This window comes from Mucilaginibacter humi (assembly GCF_013087555.1).
In genome coordinates, this window is the sequence record NZ_JABFCR010000002.1 from 54,773 (window position 1) to 68,977 (window position 14,205).

20 protein-coding genes and 2 pseudogenes are annotated in these 14,205 nt (G+C 39.8%); all 22 read left to right on the forward strand.

Annotated elements, in window-relative coordinates; all coding sequences use genetic code 11:
- The first annotated feature begins 32 nt into the window (after positions 1–32).
- Positions 33–371 (forward strand): hypothetical protein, encoded by a 339-nt coding sequence (locus tag HK413_RS00850; RefSeq protein WP_175268793.1) that lies wholly within the window; start codon positions 33–35, stop codon positions 369–371.
- A 141-nt stretch (positions 372–512) separates the two neighbouring features.
- Positions 513–1,516, forward strand: a pseudogene (locus HK413_RS18880) (efflux RND transporter permease subunit).
- Positions 1,510–4,189 (forward strand): annotated as a pseudogene (locus tag HK413_RS00855) (CusA/CzcA family heavy metal efflux RND transporter). Before HK413_RS18880 ends, HK413_RS00855 begins: the two co-directional pseudogenes overlap by 7 nt.
- Positions 4,165–4,764, forward strand: a complete 600-nt coding sequence (locus HK413_RS15875) for a TolC family protein (RefSeq protein WP_317169161.1) — start codon at positions 4,165–4,167, stop codon at positions 4,762–4,764. Before HK413_RS00855 ends, HK413_RS15875 begins: the two are co-directional and overlap by 25 nt.
- Before the next feature lie 101 nt (positions 4,765–4,865).
- Positions 4,866–5,282, forward strand: coding sequence for an efflux RND transporter periplasmic adaptor subunit (locus HK413_RS14235; RefSeq protein WP_217451900.1), 417 nt, complete (start codon positions 4,866–4,868; stop codon positions 5,280–5,282).
- The gene (locus HK413_RS21720) at positions 5,279–5,650 is read left to right on the forward strand and encodes an efflux RND transporter periplasmic adaptor subunit (protein ID WP_449406782.1); all 372 of its coding nucleotides are present in this window, start codon (positions 5,279–5,281) and stop codon (positions 5,648–5,650) included. Before HK413_RS14235 ends, HK413_RS21720 begins: the two co-directional genes overlap by 4 nt.
- On the forward strand, positions 5,596–5,994 hold the full coding sequence (locus HK413_RS14245) for an efflux RND transporter periplasmic adaptor subunit (RefSeq protein WP_217451902.1): 399 nt from the start codon (positions 5,596–5,598) through the stop codon (positions 5,992–5,994). The genes HK413_RS21720 and HK413_RS14245 overlap by 55 nt, the downstream gene beginning before the upstream one ends.
- Positions 5,995–6,381: 387 nt before the next feature.
- On the forward strand, positions 6,382–6,618 hold the full coding sequence (locus tag HK413_RS00865) for a hypothetical protein (protein WP_175268794.1): 237 nt from the start codon (positions 6,382–6,384) through the stop codon (positions 6,616–6,618).
- Positions 6,619–6,656: 38 nt separating this feature from the next.
- Entirely contained in the window at positions 6,657–6,995 is a 339-nt protein-coding gene (locus tag HK413_RS00870; protein ID WP_175268795.1) for a rhodanese-like domain-containing protein, read from the forward strand.
- On the forward strand, positions 6,974–7,243 hold the full coding sequence (locus HK413_RS15880) for a cyclic nucleotide-binding domain-containing protein (RefSeq protein ID WP_246229467.1): 270 nt from the start codon (positions 6,974–6,976) through the stop codon (positions 7,241–7,243). The genes HK413_RS00870 and HK413_RS15880 overlap by 22 nt, the downstream gene beginning before the upstream one ends.
- Positions 7,216–7,608 carry a Crp/Fnr family transcriptional regulator gene (locus HK413_RS15885; protein ID WP_246229468.1) on the forward strand — a complete coding sequence of 131 codons (393 nt, stop codon included), beginning with the start codon at positions 7,216–7,218 and terminating at the stop codon, positions 7,606–7,608. Before HK413_RS15880 ends, HK413_RS15885 begins: the two co-directional genes overlap by 28 nt.
- A gap of 245 nt (positions 7,609–7,853) precedes the next feature.
- Positions 7,854–8,465 (forward strand): TlpA family protein disulfide reductase, encoded by a 612-nt coding sequence (locus tag HK413_RS00880; protein ID WP_175268796.1) that lies wholly within the window; start codon positions 7,854–7,856, stop codon positions 8,463–8,465.
- Between the two features lie 532 nt (positions 8,466–8,997).
- Positions 8,998–9,282 carry a polysaccharide biosynthesis/export family protein gene (locus HK413_RS21725; protein ID WP_175268797.1) on the forward strand — a complete coding sequence of 95 codons (285 nt, stop codon included), beginning with the start codon at positions 8,998–9,000 and terminating at the stop codon, positions 9,280–9,282.
- Entirely contained in the window at positions 9,260–9,841 is a 582-nt protein-coding gene (locus HK413_RS00890) for an SLBB domain-containing protein (protein ID WP_175268798.1), read from the forward strand. Before HK413_RS21725 ends, HK413_RS00890 begins: the two co-directional genes overlap by 23 nt.
- A 35-nt stretch (positions 9,842–9,876) precedes the next feature.
- Positions 9,877–10,176, forward strand: a complete 300-nt coding sequence (locus tag HK413_RS00895; protein WP_175268799.1) for a hypothetical protein — start codon at positions 9,877–9,879, stop codon at positions 10,174–10,176.
- A gap of 41 nt (positions 10,177–10,217) precedes the next feature.
- Positions 10,218–11,033, forward strand: coding sequence for an SLBB domain-containing protein (locus tag HK413_RS00900; RefSeq protein ID WP_175268800.1), 816 nt, complete (start codon positions 10,218–10,220; stop codon positions 11,031–11,033).
- Between the two features lies 1 nt (position 11,034).
- On the forward strand, positions 11,035–11,352 hold the full coding sequence (locus HK413_RS00905; protein WP_175268801.1) for a hypothetical protein: 318 nt from the start codon (positions 11,035–11,037) through the stop codon (positions 11,350–11,352).
- A 187-nt stretch (positions 11,353–11,539) separates the two neighbouring features.
- Positions 11,540–12,073 carry a hypothetical protein gene (locus tag HK413_RS00910; protein WP_175268802.1) on the forward strand — a complete coding sequence of 178 codons (534 nt, stop codon included), beginning with the start codon at positions 11,540–11,542 and terminating at the stop codon, positions 12,071–12,073.
- Positions 12,073–12,912 carry a nucleotide sugar dehydrogenase gene (locus HK413_RS20410; RefSeq protein ID WP_317169154.1) on the forward strand — a complete coding sequence of 280 codons (840 nt, stop codon included), beginning with the start codon at positions 12,073–12,075 and terminating at the stop codon, positions 12,910–12,912. Before HK413_RS00910 ends, HK413_RS20410 begins: the two co-directional genes overlap by 1 nt.
- Positions 12,894–13,193: a UDP binding domain-containing protein gene (locus tag HK413_RS20415; RefSeq protein WP_317169155.1), complete on the forward strand. Its 300-nt coding sequence runs from the start codon at positions 12,894–12,896 to the stop codon at positions 13,191–13,193. The genes HK413_RS20410 and HK413_RS20415 overlap by 19 nt, the downstream gene beginning before the upstream one ends.
- Positions 13,160–13,378 (forward strand): UDP binding domain-containing protein, encoded by a 219-nt coding sequence (locus HK413_RS20420; RefSeq protein WP_317169162.1) that lies wholly within the window; start codon positions 13,160–13,162, stop codon positions 13,376–13,378. The genes HK413_RS20415 and HK413_RS20420 overlap by 34 nt, the downstream gene beginning before the upstream one ends.
- 182 nt (positions 13,379–13,560) lie before the next feature.
- On the forward strand, positions 13,561–13,866 hold the full coding sequence (locus HK413_RS00920) for a hypothetical protein (protein ID WP_175268803.1): 306 nt from the start codon (positions 13,561–13,563) through the stop codon (positions 13,864–13,866).
- The last annotated feature ends 339 nt before the right edge of the window (positions 13,867–14,205 follow it).

Here is a 14,205-nt window from a genome sequence, read left to right on the forward strand (position 1 = left end):
CGATTGATTATTAATTGGTACTTTTGTAAAGTTTGAAAAAGTTCGCGGCCATATTGCTTCTAACAGCTTACCTGTTCTCAACAACTGAACTTCACCAGTTGCTAAAATTACCTGTGGTTTTTGAGCACTTTGCCGAACATAGGAAGAAGAACAAGAACATTTCATTCCTGCAATTCCCGGACATGCACTACTTACACGGCAGCCCAAAAGATAAAGACTACAATGAGGATATGAAACTGCCTTTCAAAACAGCAGATAATTGTACGGCAACGGTATCGCCCGTGCTGATTCCTCAGGTGGTTCAGGCCCCCGCAATTCCATTGATAATCCCCTCGGGAAACAAAGGTTCGCCCTTTCGATACATGGTTTAACCCTTCCTCTTATTTGTCCAGTATCTGGCAACCGCCAAAATCCTGTTAATTAGTCTCCCATTCAATTTATGAAAGGTGCTTTAGCATAATAATTTGTGCTATATGGTGCTTTTTGAATTACTAATTTCAAGATCTTATTTTATGTTAAATCATATTATCGCTTTTTCCGTGAGGAATAAGCTGATCATCGGGCTTTTTATCATCGCCCTGATCGGCTATGGCAGTTACCAGTTTACTAAGCTGCCCATTGATGCCGTACCCGATATTACCAACAACCAGGTACAGGTTATTACCATCGCCCCTTCATTTGGGGCCACTGACATAGAACGTTTAGTTACCTATCCTATAGAGCAGGCTAACAGTAATATTTCTGGTCTTAAAGAGATCCGAAGCTTTTCAAGGTTTGGCCTTTCATTGGTGACCATAGTTTTTGACGATGCTACCGATGTTTACTGGGCCCGCCAGCAGGTTGCCGAACGGTTGCAAAAAGTCCAAAGCGAGATACCAGGAGGTATCGGCCGGCCGGAGCTTGGCCCGGTAAGTACCGGACTGGGCGAGATTTATCAATATGTGGTACGGCCCAAAAAAGGCTATGCCGGGAAATACAACGAAACCGAACTGCGCACCATCCAGACTGGATCGTTCGCCGTCAGTTACTCGGCGTTAAAGGCGTAGCTGAAGTAAGCAGTTTCGGCGGGAAACTGAAGCAATATTCCATTGAAGTGGATCCCAACAAACTGCTTTCGCACAGCATTACCATTGCCGATGTTTTTAAGGCACTGGAAAATAACAACCAGAATACCGGCGGCGCTTATATTGAAAAAGGCCCCACCATTTTGTATATAAGAAGCCGGGGACTAATCGGCAATGTGGAAGATATCAATAATACGGTAATTAAAAACACTGCCGATGGATCACCTCTTTTTATCAAAGATGTAGCTGATGTTAAAATAGGCTATGCTACCCGATATGGTGCGATGTGCTATAATGACGAAGGCGAAGTTGCAGGCGCGGTTGTCATGATGCTAAAAGGTGCTAACAGTAGTGAGGTGATCAGGAACGTGAAGGCGCGGATCGAGCAGATCCAGAAAACTATGCCCGAAGGCGTAGTGATCGAGCCATTCCCGACCGGACGAAAATGGTGAATAATGCCATCGGTACAGTGGAGCGTAACCTGCTGGAAGGAGCGCTTATTGTGGTATTTGTGCTGGTATTATTCCTCGGCAATTTCAGGGCAGGGTTACTTGTCGCCTCTGTAATCCCGCTGGCGATGCTGTTTGCCATAATTATGATGAACCTTTTTGGGGTAAGCGGCAACCTGATGAGCCTTGGTGCGCTGGATTTTGGTTTGATCGTAGACGGGGCGGTAATTATTGTAGAGGCGGTAATGCATAGGCTTAGCCATAGTAAACATTTTAAAAGTGTCGGCACGCTGGGGCAGGAGGATATGGACAAGGAGGTAAATAGCGCTGCCAGCAAAATGATGAATAGTGCGGTTTTTGGACAGATCATTATATTGGTAGTATATCTGCCCATTTTTACATTGCAGGGCATTGAGGGTAAAATGTTTAAGCCCATGGCACAAACGGTAGCCTTTGCTTTATTGGGCGCTTTTATCTTGTCATTAACCTATATCCCAATGATGAGCTCGGTTTTTCTTAGTAAAAAGATCAAGCACCAGCCCAATCTTTCAGACCGATTAATGGCTAAAGTAGAAAAGGCCTATCAGAAAGCGCTTAACCGCGTGGTTGCTTTTCCAAAAATGGTTCTGTTGGCCGTTATCGGCATGTTTATATTTTCGGCTTATCTGTTAACCACACTGGGGGCGAGTTTATCCCCGCACTTGAAGAAGGTGATTTTGCCGTTGATACACGCGTACTGACGGGCAGCAGCTTGAATACAACCATCATCAACACCCAAAAAGCAGCCCATATCTTAAAAACACAGTTCCCCGAAGTAGAAAAAGTGGTTACCAAGATTGGCAGTGGCGAGGTTCCCACCGACCCGATGCCGATGGATGCCAGCGATATGATGGTGATTTTAAAACCTAAAGCAGAATGGACATCTGCCAGAACTTTTAATGAACTTTCCGAAAAAATGGGCAAGGCATTGCAGGCTGTCCCGGGTGTTACAGCAGGTTTCCAGTTCCCGGTGCAGATGCGTTTTAACGAATTGATGACGGGTGCACGCCAGGACGTAGTTTGTAAAATATTTGGTGAAGACGGATACACTTGCCGCTTATGCTGATAAACTGGGCAAGATCGTCCAGACCGTTGACGGAGCAAAAATCTGTATGTTGAGGCAGTTGCCGGCATGCCGCAGATCATCATCAATTATAACCGCAATACCATTGCACAATACAACCTCAACATTACTGATATTAACAAAGTGGTAAATACGGCACTTGCCGGGCAAAGCACAGGAACTCTTTTTGAAGGCGAAAAGCGATTTGAAATAGTGGTAAGAATAAGTGGTAAACAAAAAAGGGACCTGAAAGACATACAGAATTTGCTTATACCAACACCACAGGGAACACAGATACCTTTATACCAGCTTGCCGATGTGCAGATTAAAGATGGCCCAAACCAAATACAGCGGGAGGATGCCAAACGCCGTATTGTAGTGGGATTTAATGTTCGTGGCAGGGATGTACAAACAATTGTAAACGAATTGCAAGCCAAGGTGGATCAACAACTGAAATTCCCAGCCGGGTATTATGTAACCTATGGTGGGGCCTTTGAAAACCTGAATGCTGCCAAACAGCGCTTGATGATTGCGGTGCCGGTTTCACTGCTGCTTATTTTCTTACTACTGTATTTCGCTTTCAACTCCATCAAACACGGATTACTGATATACTCCGCAATTCCTTTATCAGCTATCGGGGGTGTCCTGTTCCTCGCTTTACGGGGTATGCCATTCAGCATCAGTGCGGGCGTTGGCTTTATAGCCCTGTTTGGCGTGGCGGTACTCAACGGCATTGTATTGATATCAGAATTTAACCAGTTAAAAAAGAAGGTGTGACCAATTTGAAACGTATAGTGTTAATGGGTACCAAAGTAAGGCTAAGGCCGGTACTTATGACTGCATTTGTGGCTTCATTGGGTTTCTTTCCCATGGCTATCAGTAACGGTGCGGGAGCCGAAGTACAAAGGCCTTTGGCCACCGTAGTTATAGGCGGTTTGCTGATCGCTACGTTTCTTACTTTGTTTGTATTACCCGTTTTGTACATCATGTTTGAGAAAGGGTTTAAAACCGTACTCGGTAAAAAAACAACTACTTTGCTTTTAATTATCCTGTTAATAGGCATTAGTAAGTTTTCAAATGCCCAAACGCCGATCACGCTTAAAGCTGCTTTAGACACAGCTTTAAAAAACAATTTGCAGATGAAGCATGAGCAATTAAAGGCAAAATATCAGCAAATGCTCATAGGCACTTCAGCCAACATTTCACAGGCAACCTTATTTGGCGAAACCGGGCAGATTAACAGCAGTTATACTGATACCAAATTCGGTATCTCGCAGTTATTTAATTTCCCAACCGTTTACAGCAGGCAAAAAGAACTTTTAAAAGCCGATTGGAAAAGCAGTGTCCTTAATGTTGCAGTAAATGAAGCCATGTTGAAGAAGCAGGTTACCCGGGTATTTTATACCCTGCTGTTTATGGAACAGAAAAAAAGGTTGTTGCAGCATACTGATAGCCTGTATCTCGATTTTTATAAAAAAGCGGAGTTACGTTTGGCAAAAGGAGAAACCAATATCTGGAAAAAGCAAGTGCAGAAACGCTGTTGGGACAAGTGCAAATGCAGTTGCACCAGTTAATTGAGGATGTAGCTGTATTGCAATTACAATTTCAACTGCTGCTGAACTCCAGCGGGAAGTTGACGCCGGATAGTTCCGATTATAAATTAACCGTTGTATCTGCCACAGATACCCTGAACTTAAAGGAACACCCGGTGATAAAACTAATAGCTCAGCAACAAAAGATTGCAGACGCAGCGCTCCGGCTGGAGAAAAGCCGGCTTTTGCCAGATCTTTCGGTAGGATACAACAATACCAGTATCAAAGGTCTCGGTGCCGATGACAAACTGTACAATGGCTCAAACCGGTTCAATTCGGTGCAAGTGGGTGTTGGTATTCCTATTTTTGCCGGAGCACAAAAGGCCGGGGTAAACAGTGCACGGGTAAACAAACAAATTGCAGAAAATAATTACGCGATGGAGGCGCAGCATATGGCCTCGGCGTATCAATCGGCTATTCTTCAATACCGTAAATATCTGCAGGCAGTTGCGTATTTTGAAAGCACGCCATTAAAAAATGCCGCGCTGATTACCACCACCGCCAACCAACAAATAGCAGGCGGTAATATCAACTACGGAATGGGTACAACTAGTTAACCAGGCCGTAACAATCAAAAACGATTACCTGGAGGCTGTCCGTAACCTTAATGAGGCGATCATTCAACTTAACTATTTTTCAAACAACTAAAATTCAGATCATGAAATCCATCATATATTTTTCACTCATTATTATTTTGTTTTCTGCCTGCGGCGGTAAAAAAACAACTGCTGATAATACCGAGGCAGTCAACCCCAACATCGTAACCCTTACAGATGCGCAGCTGAAAAATGCCTCCATAGTCACCGATAAGATCGGACGAAAGGAAATATCTTCCATATTGAAGCTCAACGGTAAAATTGATGTCCCGCCTCAAAACATGGTTTCCATCAGCGTTCCCCTTGGTGGTTATTTAAAATCTACTACACTATTACCGGGTATGCACGTGAATAAAGGTGACGCCATAGCTGTTATTGAGGATCAGCAATACATCCAGTTACAACAGGATTACCTGACAGCAAAGGCCAGGATCGGGTACCGGAAAACGAATACAACCGCCAAAAAGATCTTAACCTGAGTAAAGCCAGCAGCGACAAGGTTTTTCAGCAGGCCGAGGCCGAGTACCGCAGCCAGCAGGTACTGATGGCATCTTTAGCCGAAAAACTGCAGCTCATTGGCATTCATACCCGGAATATCAGCGCATCCAAAATTTCCCGCAGCGTAAATATATATTCGCCTATAACAGGTTTCGTATCTAAAGTAAATGTCAACATCGGCAAATACGTATCCCCAACAGAAGTGCTATTTGAGCTGGTTAACCCAACAGATATACACCGGCACTTAAAGTATATGAGAAGGACCTGGATAAATTATACATTGGTCAAAAGCTGGTGGCCTATACCAACAACGAGCCTGTTAAGAAACATGCCGGGACCATTTTACTGATCGGTCGCAATCTTTCTGCTGACAGGAACGCGGATGTTCACTGCCATTTTGAAACTTATGATAAAACACTGGTACCGGGCACTTATATGAATGCCGAAATACAGGTTAAAAATGCTCAGGCTTATGCTATAGCCAGCGAAGCAATTGTACAGTTTGAAGGCAAACAGTATATCTATAAAGTAATTGGAAATCGCGAGTTTGAGATGACCGAGGTTAATACGGGCGAAAGTGAAAACGGGTTTACAGAAATTATTTCGCCAACAAAGGATATGACATCAAATGCTGTTTTTGTAATTCAGGGGGCCTATTCGTTATTAATGCTGATGAAAAATAAGGCAGAATAAAACACTATATTATGGCGGACGAATTTCTGGTTTATAACCAGAAAGGAACTCTATCTTGTCGCAGGTCGTTATATGCGCACTACTGAATGCTGGGGTGGTAAGGAAGGCGACACGGAGCTGGGTATTACATTGTAACGCTAAAAGTGGCTATTATCCCCTAGGGGTAAATACCGCAATGGGATTAGCATTGAGCGAAATGATCGGGAACGATTGTATAAATGAATAAAAATCCCTTTTGATCAGCTGCTGGAAATACAGTGTTTTGAAAAGTAGCCTACGACTGCTTTTTTCGTATGTAACCTTTGTTACCAACCCGGCAGATAATTGAACCTATCTTTGTTTCATCAAGTACGTAGCGTTTAATTAAAGCGTCATTAATAATAGCACATGAAAGATTATATTCTTAACAATTGGACTTTACCCCGTATTCTCCGCGTCATTATCGGGATAGTCATCATAGGTATGGCAATATCCGGGGCAGATATAGCAAGCGGTATAATTGGGACTATTTTAACGGGCATGGGCGTTTTTAATATTGGCTGCTGTGGCGCCGGGGGATGTTACACACCCGTTAAAAACAGCAAAAAGGATTCGAGAGACATCAGTTACAAAGAAGTTGTTTAAAATATTAACAGAAATTAAAATTCATAAAAAACATTCAGATGAACATATTCCAACAACTATTTGGCGGAGGGGCATCGGCCGATCTGGCCGGCATTATCAAAGAGGGTGCTTTATTAGTGGACGTCCGGACACCGGGCGAATTTGCGGGCGGGCACGTTAAAGGTTCCGTCAACATTCCGCTCGATAAAGTTAGTTCACAGTTATCAAAATTCAAAAACCAGAAAAACATCATTGTTTTTTGCCAAAGCGGGGGACGAAGCGGGCAGGCAAAAACTATATTGGAGCAAAACGGATTTACTAATGTGGTAAACGGTGGCACTGGCACAATGTGGCACAATACTTTTAACTTAGCTGAATGGAAGAATCAGTCAAATTAGCTTTTCAATTTGAACCGGCCCTGATAAAGGAGATCGAAGAATTTGGCGAAATGCGGTCATATAAAGACGGCGAAATCGTTATGGATTATGGCAAATATATCCGAATGATGCCCTTGGTAGTTAAAGGGACTTTAAAAGTCCTAAAAAAAGACGACAATGGTAATGAGATTTTACTGTATTATTTATCCAGCAGCGAGAGCTGTTCTATGGCCTACAGTTGTTGCCGGAAGAGAAGAAAAGTGAAGTAAAAGCCATCGCCGAAGGTGATCTTCAAATCATCGCCATCCCGCATAATAAGTTGGACGAGTGGTTATGCAAATATCCGGGCTGGAAAAACTATATCATGAGAAGTTTCAACGAACGCTTTTCTGAGATGTTAAGGTCCATAGAGAGCATTGCCTTTCATAAACTAGATGACCGGCTGATGGCCTATTTGAAGGAAAAGAAAAGGCTATCTGGCTCAACTATAGTCAAAGCTTCCCATTACCAGATCGCCGATGAACTTGCAACATCCGGGGTTGTCATCTCACGCCTGCTTAAGATACTGGAAAATAACGGCAAGATTCTTTTGTATCGCAACGAGATTAAACTGCTAAACGATTTTGATTCCTAATTACCTGCAACAAAATGCCAGTGAGGCCGGGGAGAATCTGATATCTTCGGATACCATTAATATTCCACTTCCCTAGTTAAGGAAAAGGGGCATGGAAAATCCCCTTTAACAAACCTATTGTCGTACATTGTACAGGTGGTTACCGGAGCGCAGCGGACAGCAATGATATAGATGGCCCCGGAGATAAAAACTAAAGTTTTTGACTTTGGTAATCTACCAAATTTTTTATGTAATACTAACGATCCATGGAAAACAAGCCATTGAGTTATAAAACGAGGAGTATATTCACCGTCCGCAATTTGCTTAATGGTGTATTTGCGGCAGTTATTATCATTTTACTGATCAGTGCCCCAGCCAAGGCATTGTTGATCAAGGGGTTGATGAAAATAGGTTTTTTTCAACCGGTTTTAACCTCAGCAAAGCCAGTTCAGCCTGGTTCTGATCTTAACTTTGTGAATGAAAAGGGGCAAAGTTTGTCCCTTTCTTCCCTTAAGGGTAAAGTGGTAGTAATTAACTTCTGGGCTCCCCGGTGCCCTCCATGTATTGCAGAAATGTCTTCTATAAACCAATTGTATCTTCAGTTAAAACCTGATACCAATATTGTGATCCTGCCCGTGGACGCGGATAATAATTTCGGTAAATCGCTGCCATTTATGGCAAAGAACAAATACGTATTGCCAGTTTATAATACCGCCAGCCAAATACCCGACGTCCTCTTTGCAGGGTCTTTGCCAACTACTATCATAATTGACAGATCCGGTGTGATCGTCTTTCGTCACGAAGGTCCTGCTGATTATACTAATAAGGAGTTTGTCAAGTATTTAATAGATCTCAGCAAGACACCGGTCAAGAAGTAAGGTCAAAATCAAATCTGACTTCCAAAGTGAGATTTTTAGTAAAACCACGTTTATATAGTTTACACGAAGGAATTAAACCAGCTGCTGTGCATGATGCTTATTCTGAAAGTTTACCGTAACCCTGATACCTATGGCGGTAATACTAAAAAACACACTTAAAATTATAATAATTGCAATTATATAGGTAACTAAGTAAGAATTTTAAAATATATTTAGTAGTTTTAGGGTCTAATTTTTCAAACTTTGCTAACAATGATAATCGATAATCGATTGGGCGTTTTTATTTATAGAATGCGTATCAAAACCCCACTTATATCATTTATTCTTTTTTAATTTTATTAAATATATACGATGCCAAGGGTCAAGTATCGTTAAAAAAGGATTCTTTAAGTAAAGTTGAACCTTCGAAAATTGCTGTTGAACCAACGATAATCCCTGCAGTTACAAGGGGAACGCAAAAGATGATTATCTAACAACTCCTAAACCACATGCAAGCGGTGTATTCGGATCTGCATTCTTTGACTCTCCTTCATTGTCGTTCGAGCCTAACCTACGTATAGCTACACCTACAAATTATATTTTAGGACCGGATGATGAACTGGCTATCAGTGTGTCGGGTTACCAGGAAACAAATATAAAAACTACAATTGGGCCAGAAGGTACTATTCTTATACCCCAGGTTGGCACAATTGAATTATCAGGATTGCGAATTGATGACGCCATTGCACGTATAAAGAATAGAATGGCTCAAACTGCTTATTCTTCTCTTAAAAACAATTTATCCGGAGCTTACCGTGTCTTTAGGCAAAATACGTAGTATACATATAACCGCTATAGGTGCTTATAAGCCGGGGAATTTTACTGTTTCATCTCTAACTACTGTTTATAATGCTCTTTTAGCTTGCGGTGGTCCGGGCGATATTAATACCTATCGAAATATTGAAGTACTGCGTAATAATAGAATATTTACTACTATTGACCTTTACCAGTTTTTAACACGCGGAGATCAAAACGGAAATGTTATTTTAAAAGACGGTGACGTAATTAATTTTCCTGTTTATAAAAAGCATGTTTCAATAAGCGGACAAGTAAAACGCGGCGGAATATTTGAATTAAAAGATAATGAAAACCTGGACGACCTGTTGTTTTTTGCAGGAGGATACACAGACAAAGCTTATAAAGGTCAAATTACAGTAAAGCAAATAAGCGACCTTGAACGGAAAATAAGAACTATTTATCGGGCAGATATCCCCAATTTTAAACCACTTGATGGAGATGAGTTTAAAGTAGAAAGTGTTTTAGATAGAATTGAAAATGGTGTTAATATAACGGGACCACTTTACAGAGCCGGCGATTATGAGTTAACACTGGCCTAACCGTTGGAGGTCTGGTACAACGCGCTGGTGGGTTAATGGAGGGAGCTTTTACAGATAGAGCAACCATAACACGAAAGCACCCGGATGGCACCCTTGATAACATCACATTTAACCTAACAGATATATTAAACGGACGGGCTGCTGATATCCCTTTGGTAAAATATGACGTGGTAAATATAGCTACAAGTGCAGAGTTTAAGATAGCTTATACCATAAAAATTGATGGGGAAGTAAAAAAACCAGGCCCTTATCCTTATAAATCGAACTTATCATTAAAAGATATTTTTTTTTTGCAGCAGGCGGCTTTACTGATGCGGCATCTTCATATCGCGTAGAGGTAAGCAGAAGACTTACGACAGAGCGATTAAATAAAGATGTGGATTCTATTGCTACTGTGTTAGTCCTTAATACTGATAAAGACCTGGTTGTTGAAAATGATAGGTTTATTCTTCAACCTAATGATGTAATTACTGTAAGACGTAATCCAGCGTATATTGAACAACAAAAGGTAACTGTAGAAGGCGAGGTTTACTACCCCGGAACTTATGTACTTGAATCAAAATCAGAACATGTTAGCAGCATATTAAAACGCACCGGAGGATTAACCGCCTTGGCTTATTCAAAAGGAATATATTTAATACGTCATACGGCTCAAGATAATTTAGAAGAGCAGGCAATTATACAAAATATTCAAAAAAATATAAAAGACACCACAGCTAAGGTGGTAGAAGATGCAACGAAAACAAATTTCAGGATTCCAATAAATTTGGATAAGGTGTTAAAAAAACCTGGATCAATTGAAGATTATCAGTTGCTGGATGGCGACCAAATATTAGTTTCGTGGATTGATCCATTGGTTAAAGTGAGTGGGCAAGTACTTTCTGCGACAAAAACCGGTTTTATTGAGGGGAAACACTTAAATTATTACTTGACACAAGCAGGAGGGACCGCAGAAAGAGCTCGTAAATCAAAAATTTATGTGTTGTATGCAGACGGACATATAAAACGTGTCAATAATGGTTTTTTTGGTTTGTTTAGATCGTATCCAAATATTGAAACGGGCGCACAAATTATAGTACCGAGAAAAATAGAAAAGGTTGGTATGTCACCAACAGAGGTAATTGGCCTTACTACAGGAATTATATCCACATTAACATTAATTGTTTTAACAATAACTAGTTTAAGGAAATAACATGCCGGATATTATTAGTCAGGATTTTATTAAAGTTTGGCAAGACCGAGGCATCAATGTTTTATTCTATCTACTAAAAAAGTGGTATTTTTTACTCTCAGCTTTAATAGCAGGCATAATAGTTGGGTATTATACTATGCCCATTGCCAAACCTGTTTATACAGCTAATATAAGTTTTGTTTTATCAACAGGCGACTCTAGAGGTGGTAATGGATTAGCTGGATTAGCGGCACAACTTGGGTTTGACGGTACAACTGCCGGGGAGATAATATGTTTTCTGGCGATAATATTATCGAATTATTTAAATCAAGAAGTTTAATTGGATCTGCTTTAATGTCTGTTGTGGACACTGCTACGCATCAAACATTATTAAATTATATAGCACAAAAAAATATAGTAAATTCTACGAAAAATACGGGCCATTTAATAATAATCCTAAAACATATAACAAAGCGCAAATTAGCATATACAGAAGTATAATCAGTTATGTTGCAGGCTCATTTACTGTGTTTAAAAAAGACAAAAAATTAATTTTTTACTTGATAACCGCAACATCATCAGATGCAAATACAGCATATTATATAGCAAAATGTATGCTTAGTGAAACATCTCGATATTTTATTGATACCAAAACAACAGTTTCTGCTACAAGTGTAAAGCTGCTTCAGCGTGAAGCGGATAGTTTAGGAACAGTATTACGCGGTATATACAGTTCTACGGCTACAATTATTGACCGGACTTATAACTTAAACCCTTCAATTAGCAGTCAACGGTCGGGCTCTTTATTTGGCCAGGCTAAGGCTAATGCCTTAGCGGGTGCCTATACAGAGGTTATGCGTAATTTAGAGATCGCTAAAATTAATTTGCAAAAAGAAACGCCATTATATAAAATTATTGATGAGTCTGAACTTCCCTTAGCGCCTGTTAGAGCAAGTACAACCCATCATATTCTTTTCGTTTCAGAAATATTTGTGTTAATAATGCTAATTATATTAGTTGCATTACGTTTATACAGAATTATACAGAATAAATTATATTAATGATAAATCAGCAAAGTAAGCTATTAAACCCAGCTATAGCTATAATTGGCTTAGGATACGTTGGGTTGCCGTTAGCAATTGAGTTTGGGAAAAAGTATAAGGTAGTTGGGTTTGATATTAATAGTACTCGAATCAAAGAGTTATCATTAGGTATAGATCACACACTTGAAGCAGATCCGTCTGAGTTAAGTGAAAATAGCCGGACAGGTAGTGAAAGCCGGGGCATCTTTTTTACTTCTGAAGACAATGAATTGAAAGGATGTAATGTTTTTATAGTAACTGTACCAACTCCGGTCGATCAGTATAATAACCCCAATCTTACACCGCTTATTAAAGCGACTGAAACCGTTGCCGGGGCATTAAAAAAGGGCGATGTTGTTATCTATGAATCGACTGTTTACCCGGGATGTACCGAAGAAGATTGTGTGCCCATTTTAGAAAAACATTCAGGACTGAGTTTTAACAAAGATTTTTTCTGCGGCTATTCACCTGAGCGCATTAATCCGGGCGATAAAACCAGAACCTTGCCAAACATCAAAAAGGTAACGTCCGGTTCTACCCCACAAGCTGCGCAATTTATTAATGAATTATATTTATCAATTATACCCGCCGGCACTCATTTAGCATCATCAATAAAAGTTGCAGAGGCTGCTAAAATTATAGAAAATGCCCAGCGAGATATTAACATCGCATTTGTAAATGAACTGTCAAAAATATTTTCATTATTAGGTATTAACACACATGAAGTATTAGAAGCGGCAGCGACTAAATGGAATTTTTTACCTTTTAAACCCGGTTTGGTAGGGGGCATTGTATTGGCGTGGACCCTTATTATTTAGCTCAAAAAGCAACTTCGGCGGGGTATCACCCGGAAATTATTTTGTCAGGACGACGTATTAATGACAGCATGGGGCCGTATGTTGCAGATTCGGTGGTGAAGATAATGGTAAAGAAAAAGATAAATGTTTGGCAGTCATCTATTTTAATTATGGGTTTCACTTTTAAAGAAAACTGTCCCGATATACGCAATACAAAAGTAATTGATATTGTTAAAGAACTACAAACATACCAAAGGTTGATATTACTATTTATGATCCATGGGCTGATTGTGACCGGGTAAAGCATGAATACAACTTAGATTGTATTAATACTTTACCTTCTAACGTCACTTACGATGCTGTTATATTATCGGTAAGTCACAATGAGTTTTTAAATTTGGATATCAAAGCAATGTTAAAAGAAACCGGGGTTTTGTTTGACGTGAAAGGTGTTTTGGATGTTTCAGTGGTAGATGGAAGATTATAATTATTAATAATGACTGAATATAAATAGCAAGCCAATGATATTATTGTACATAGACCCTCAATCCGGTAGTCTTTTTTTTCAATTGTTGATATCCGGATTATTAAGTATTGCGGTGTTCTTTAAACAAATTTGGGCTTTTATCAAATCAATATTCAGTAAAAATAAGTCTAAGGACAATTAGGATGTATAGTAATAGTAGGGCGGCTATATCCTATAAAGATCCGCATGGTTATGTTTTTGAGCAAGATGGAAAATTTTATCGTTTTGTAGATGCTTCATATCAAAATCAGTATGATCATTTGTTGAAATCTGGTTTATATCAAGAGTTAATTCAACAACAATTAATCACGTCTTTTGAAGAAGTAGAAAACAAAAGCAATAGCCAAGCATATAAAATTTTACTTCCAGAACAAATAAGCTTTATAACTTATCCTTATGAATGGAGTTTTAGGCAATGGAAGGAATGTGCTACCGTTTTTTTAAGATAAATTTAATTTTATTAAAATATGGTATGATTTTAAAAGATGCTACACCCTTTAATTTTTGTTTACATAAAGGGCGCATTGTTATGTTTGATATTTTGTCATTTGAATTTTATAATGATGGCGAACCGTGGTTAGCTTACCGGCAGTTTTGTGAAAAGCTTAACTGTTTCAGTCGCACGATTAATAGAGTGGGTGCGATCGACCGGAAGTGTACAGTTACTATAAAAACATTACATCCTTTTTCAATTCATTGTCTTTAAGAAGTAAAAAGATGCCCCGGCTTTCACTACCTGTCCGGCTATTTTCATAACTCAGACGGATCTGCTTCAAGTGTGTGATCTA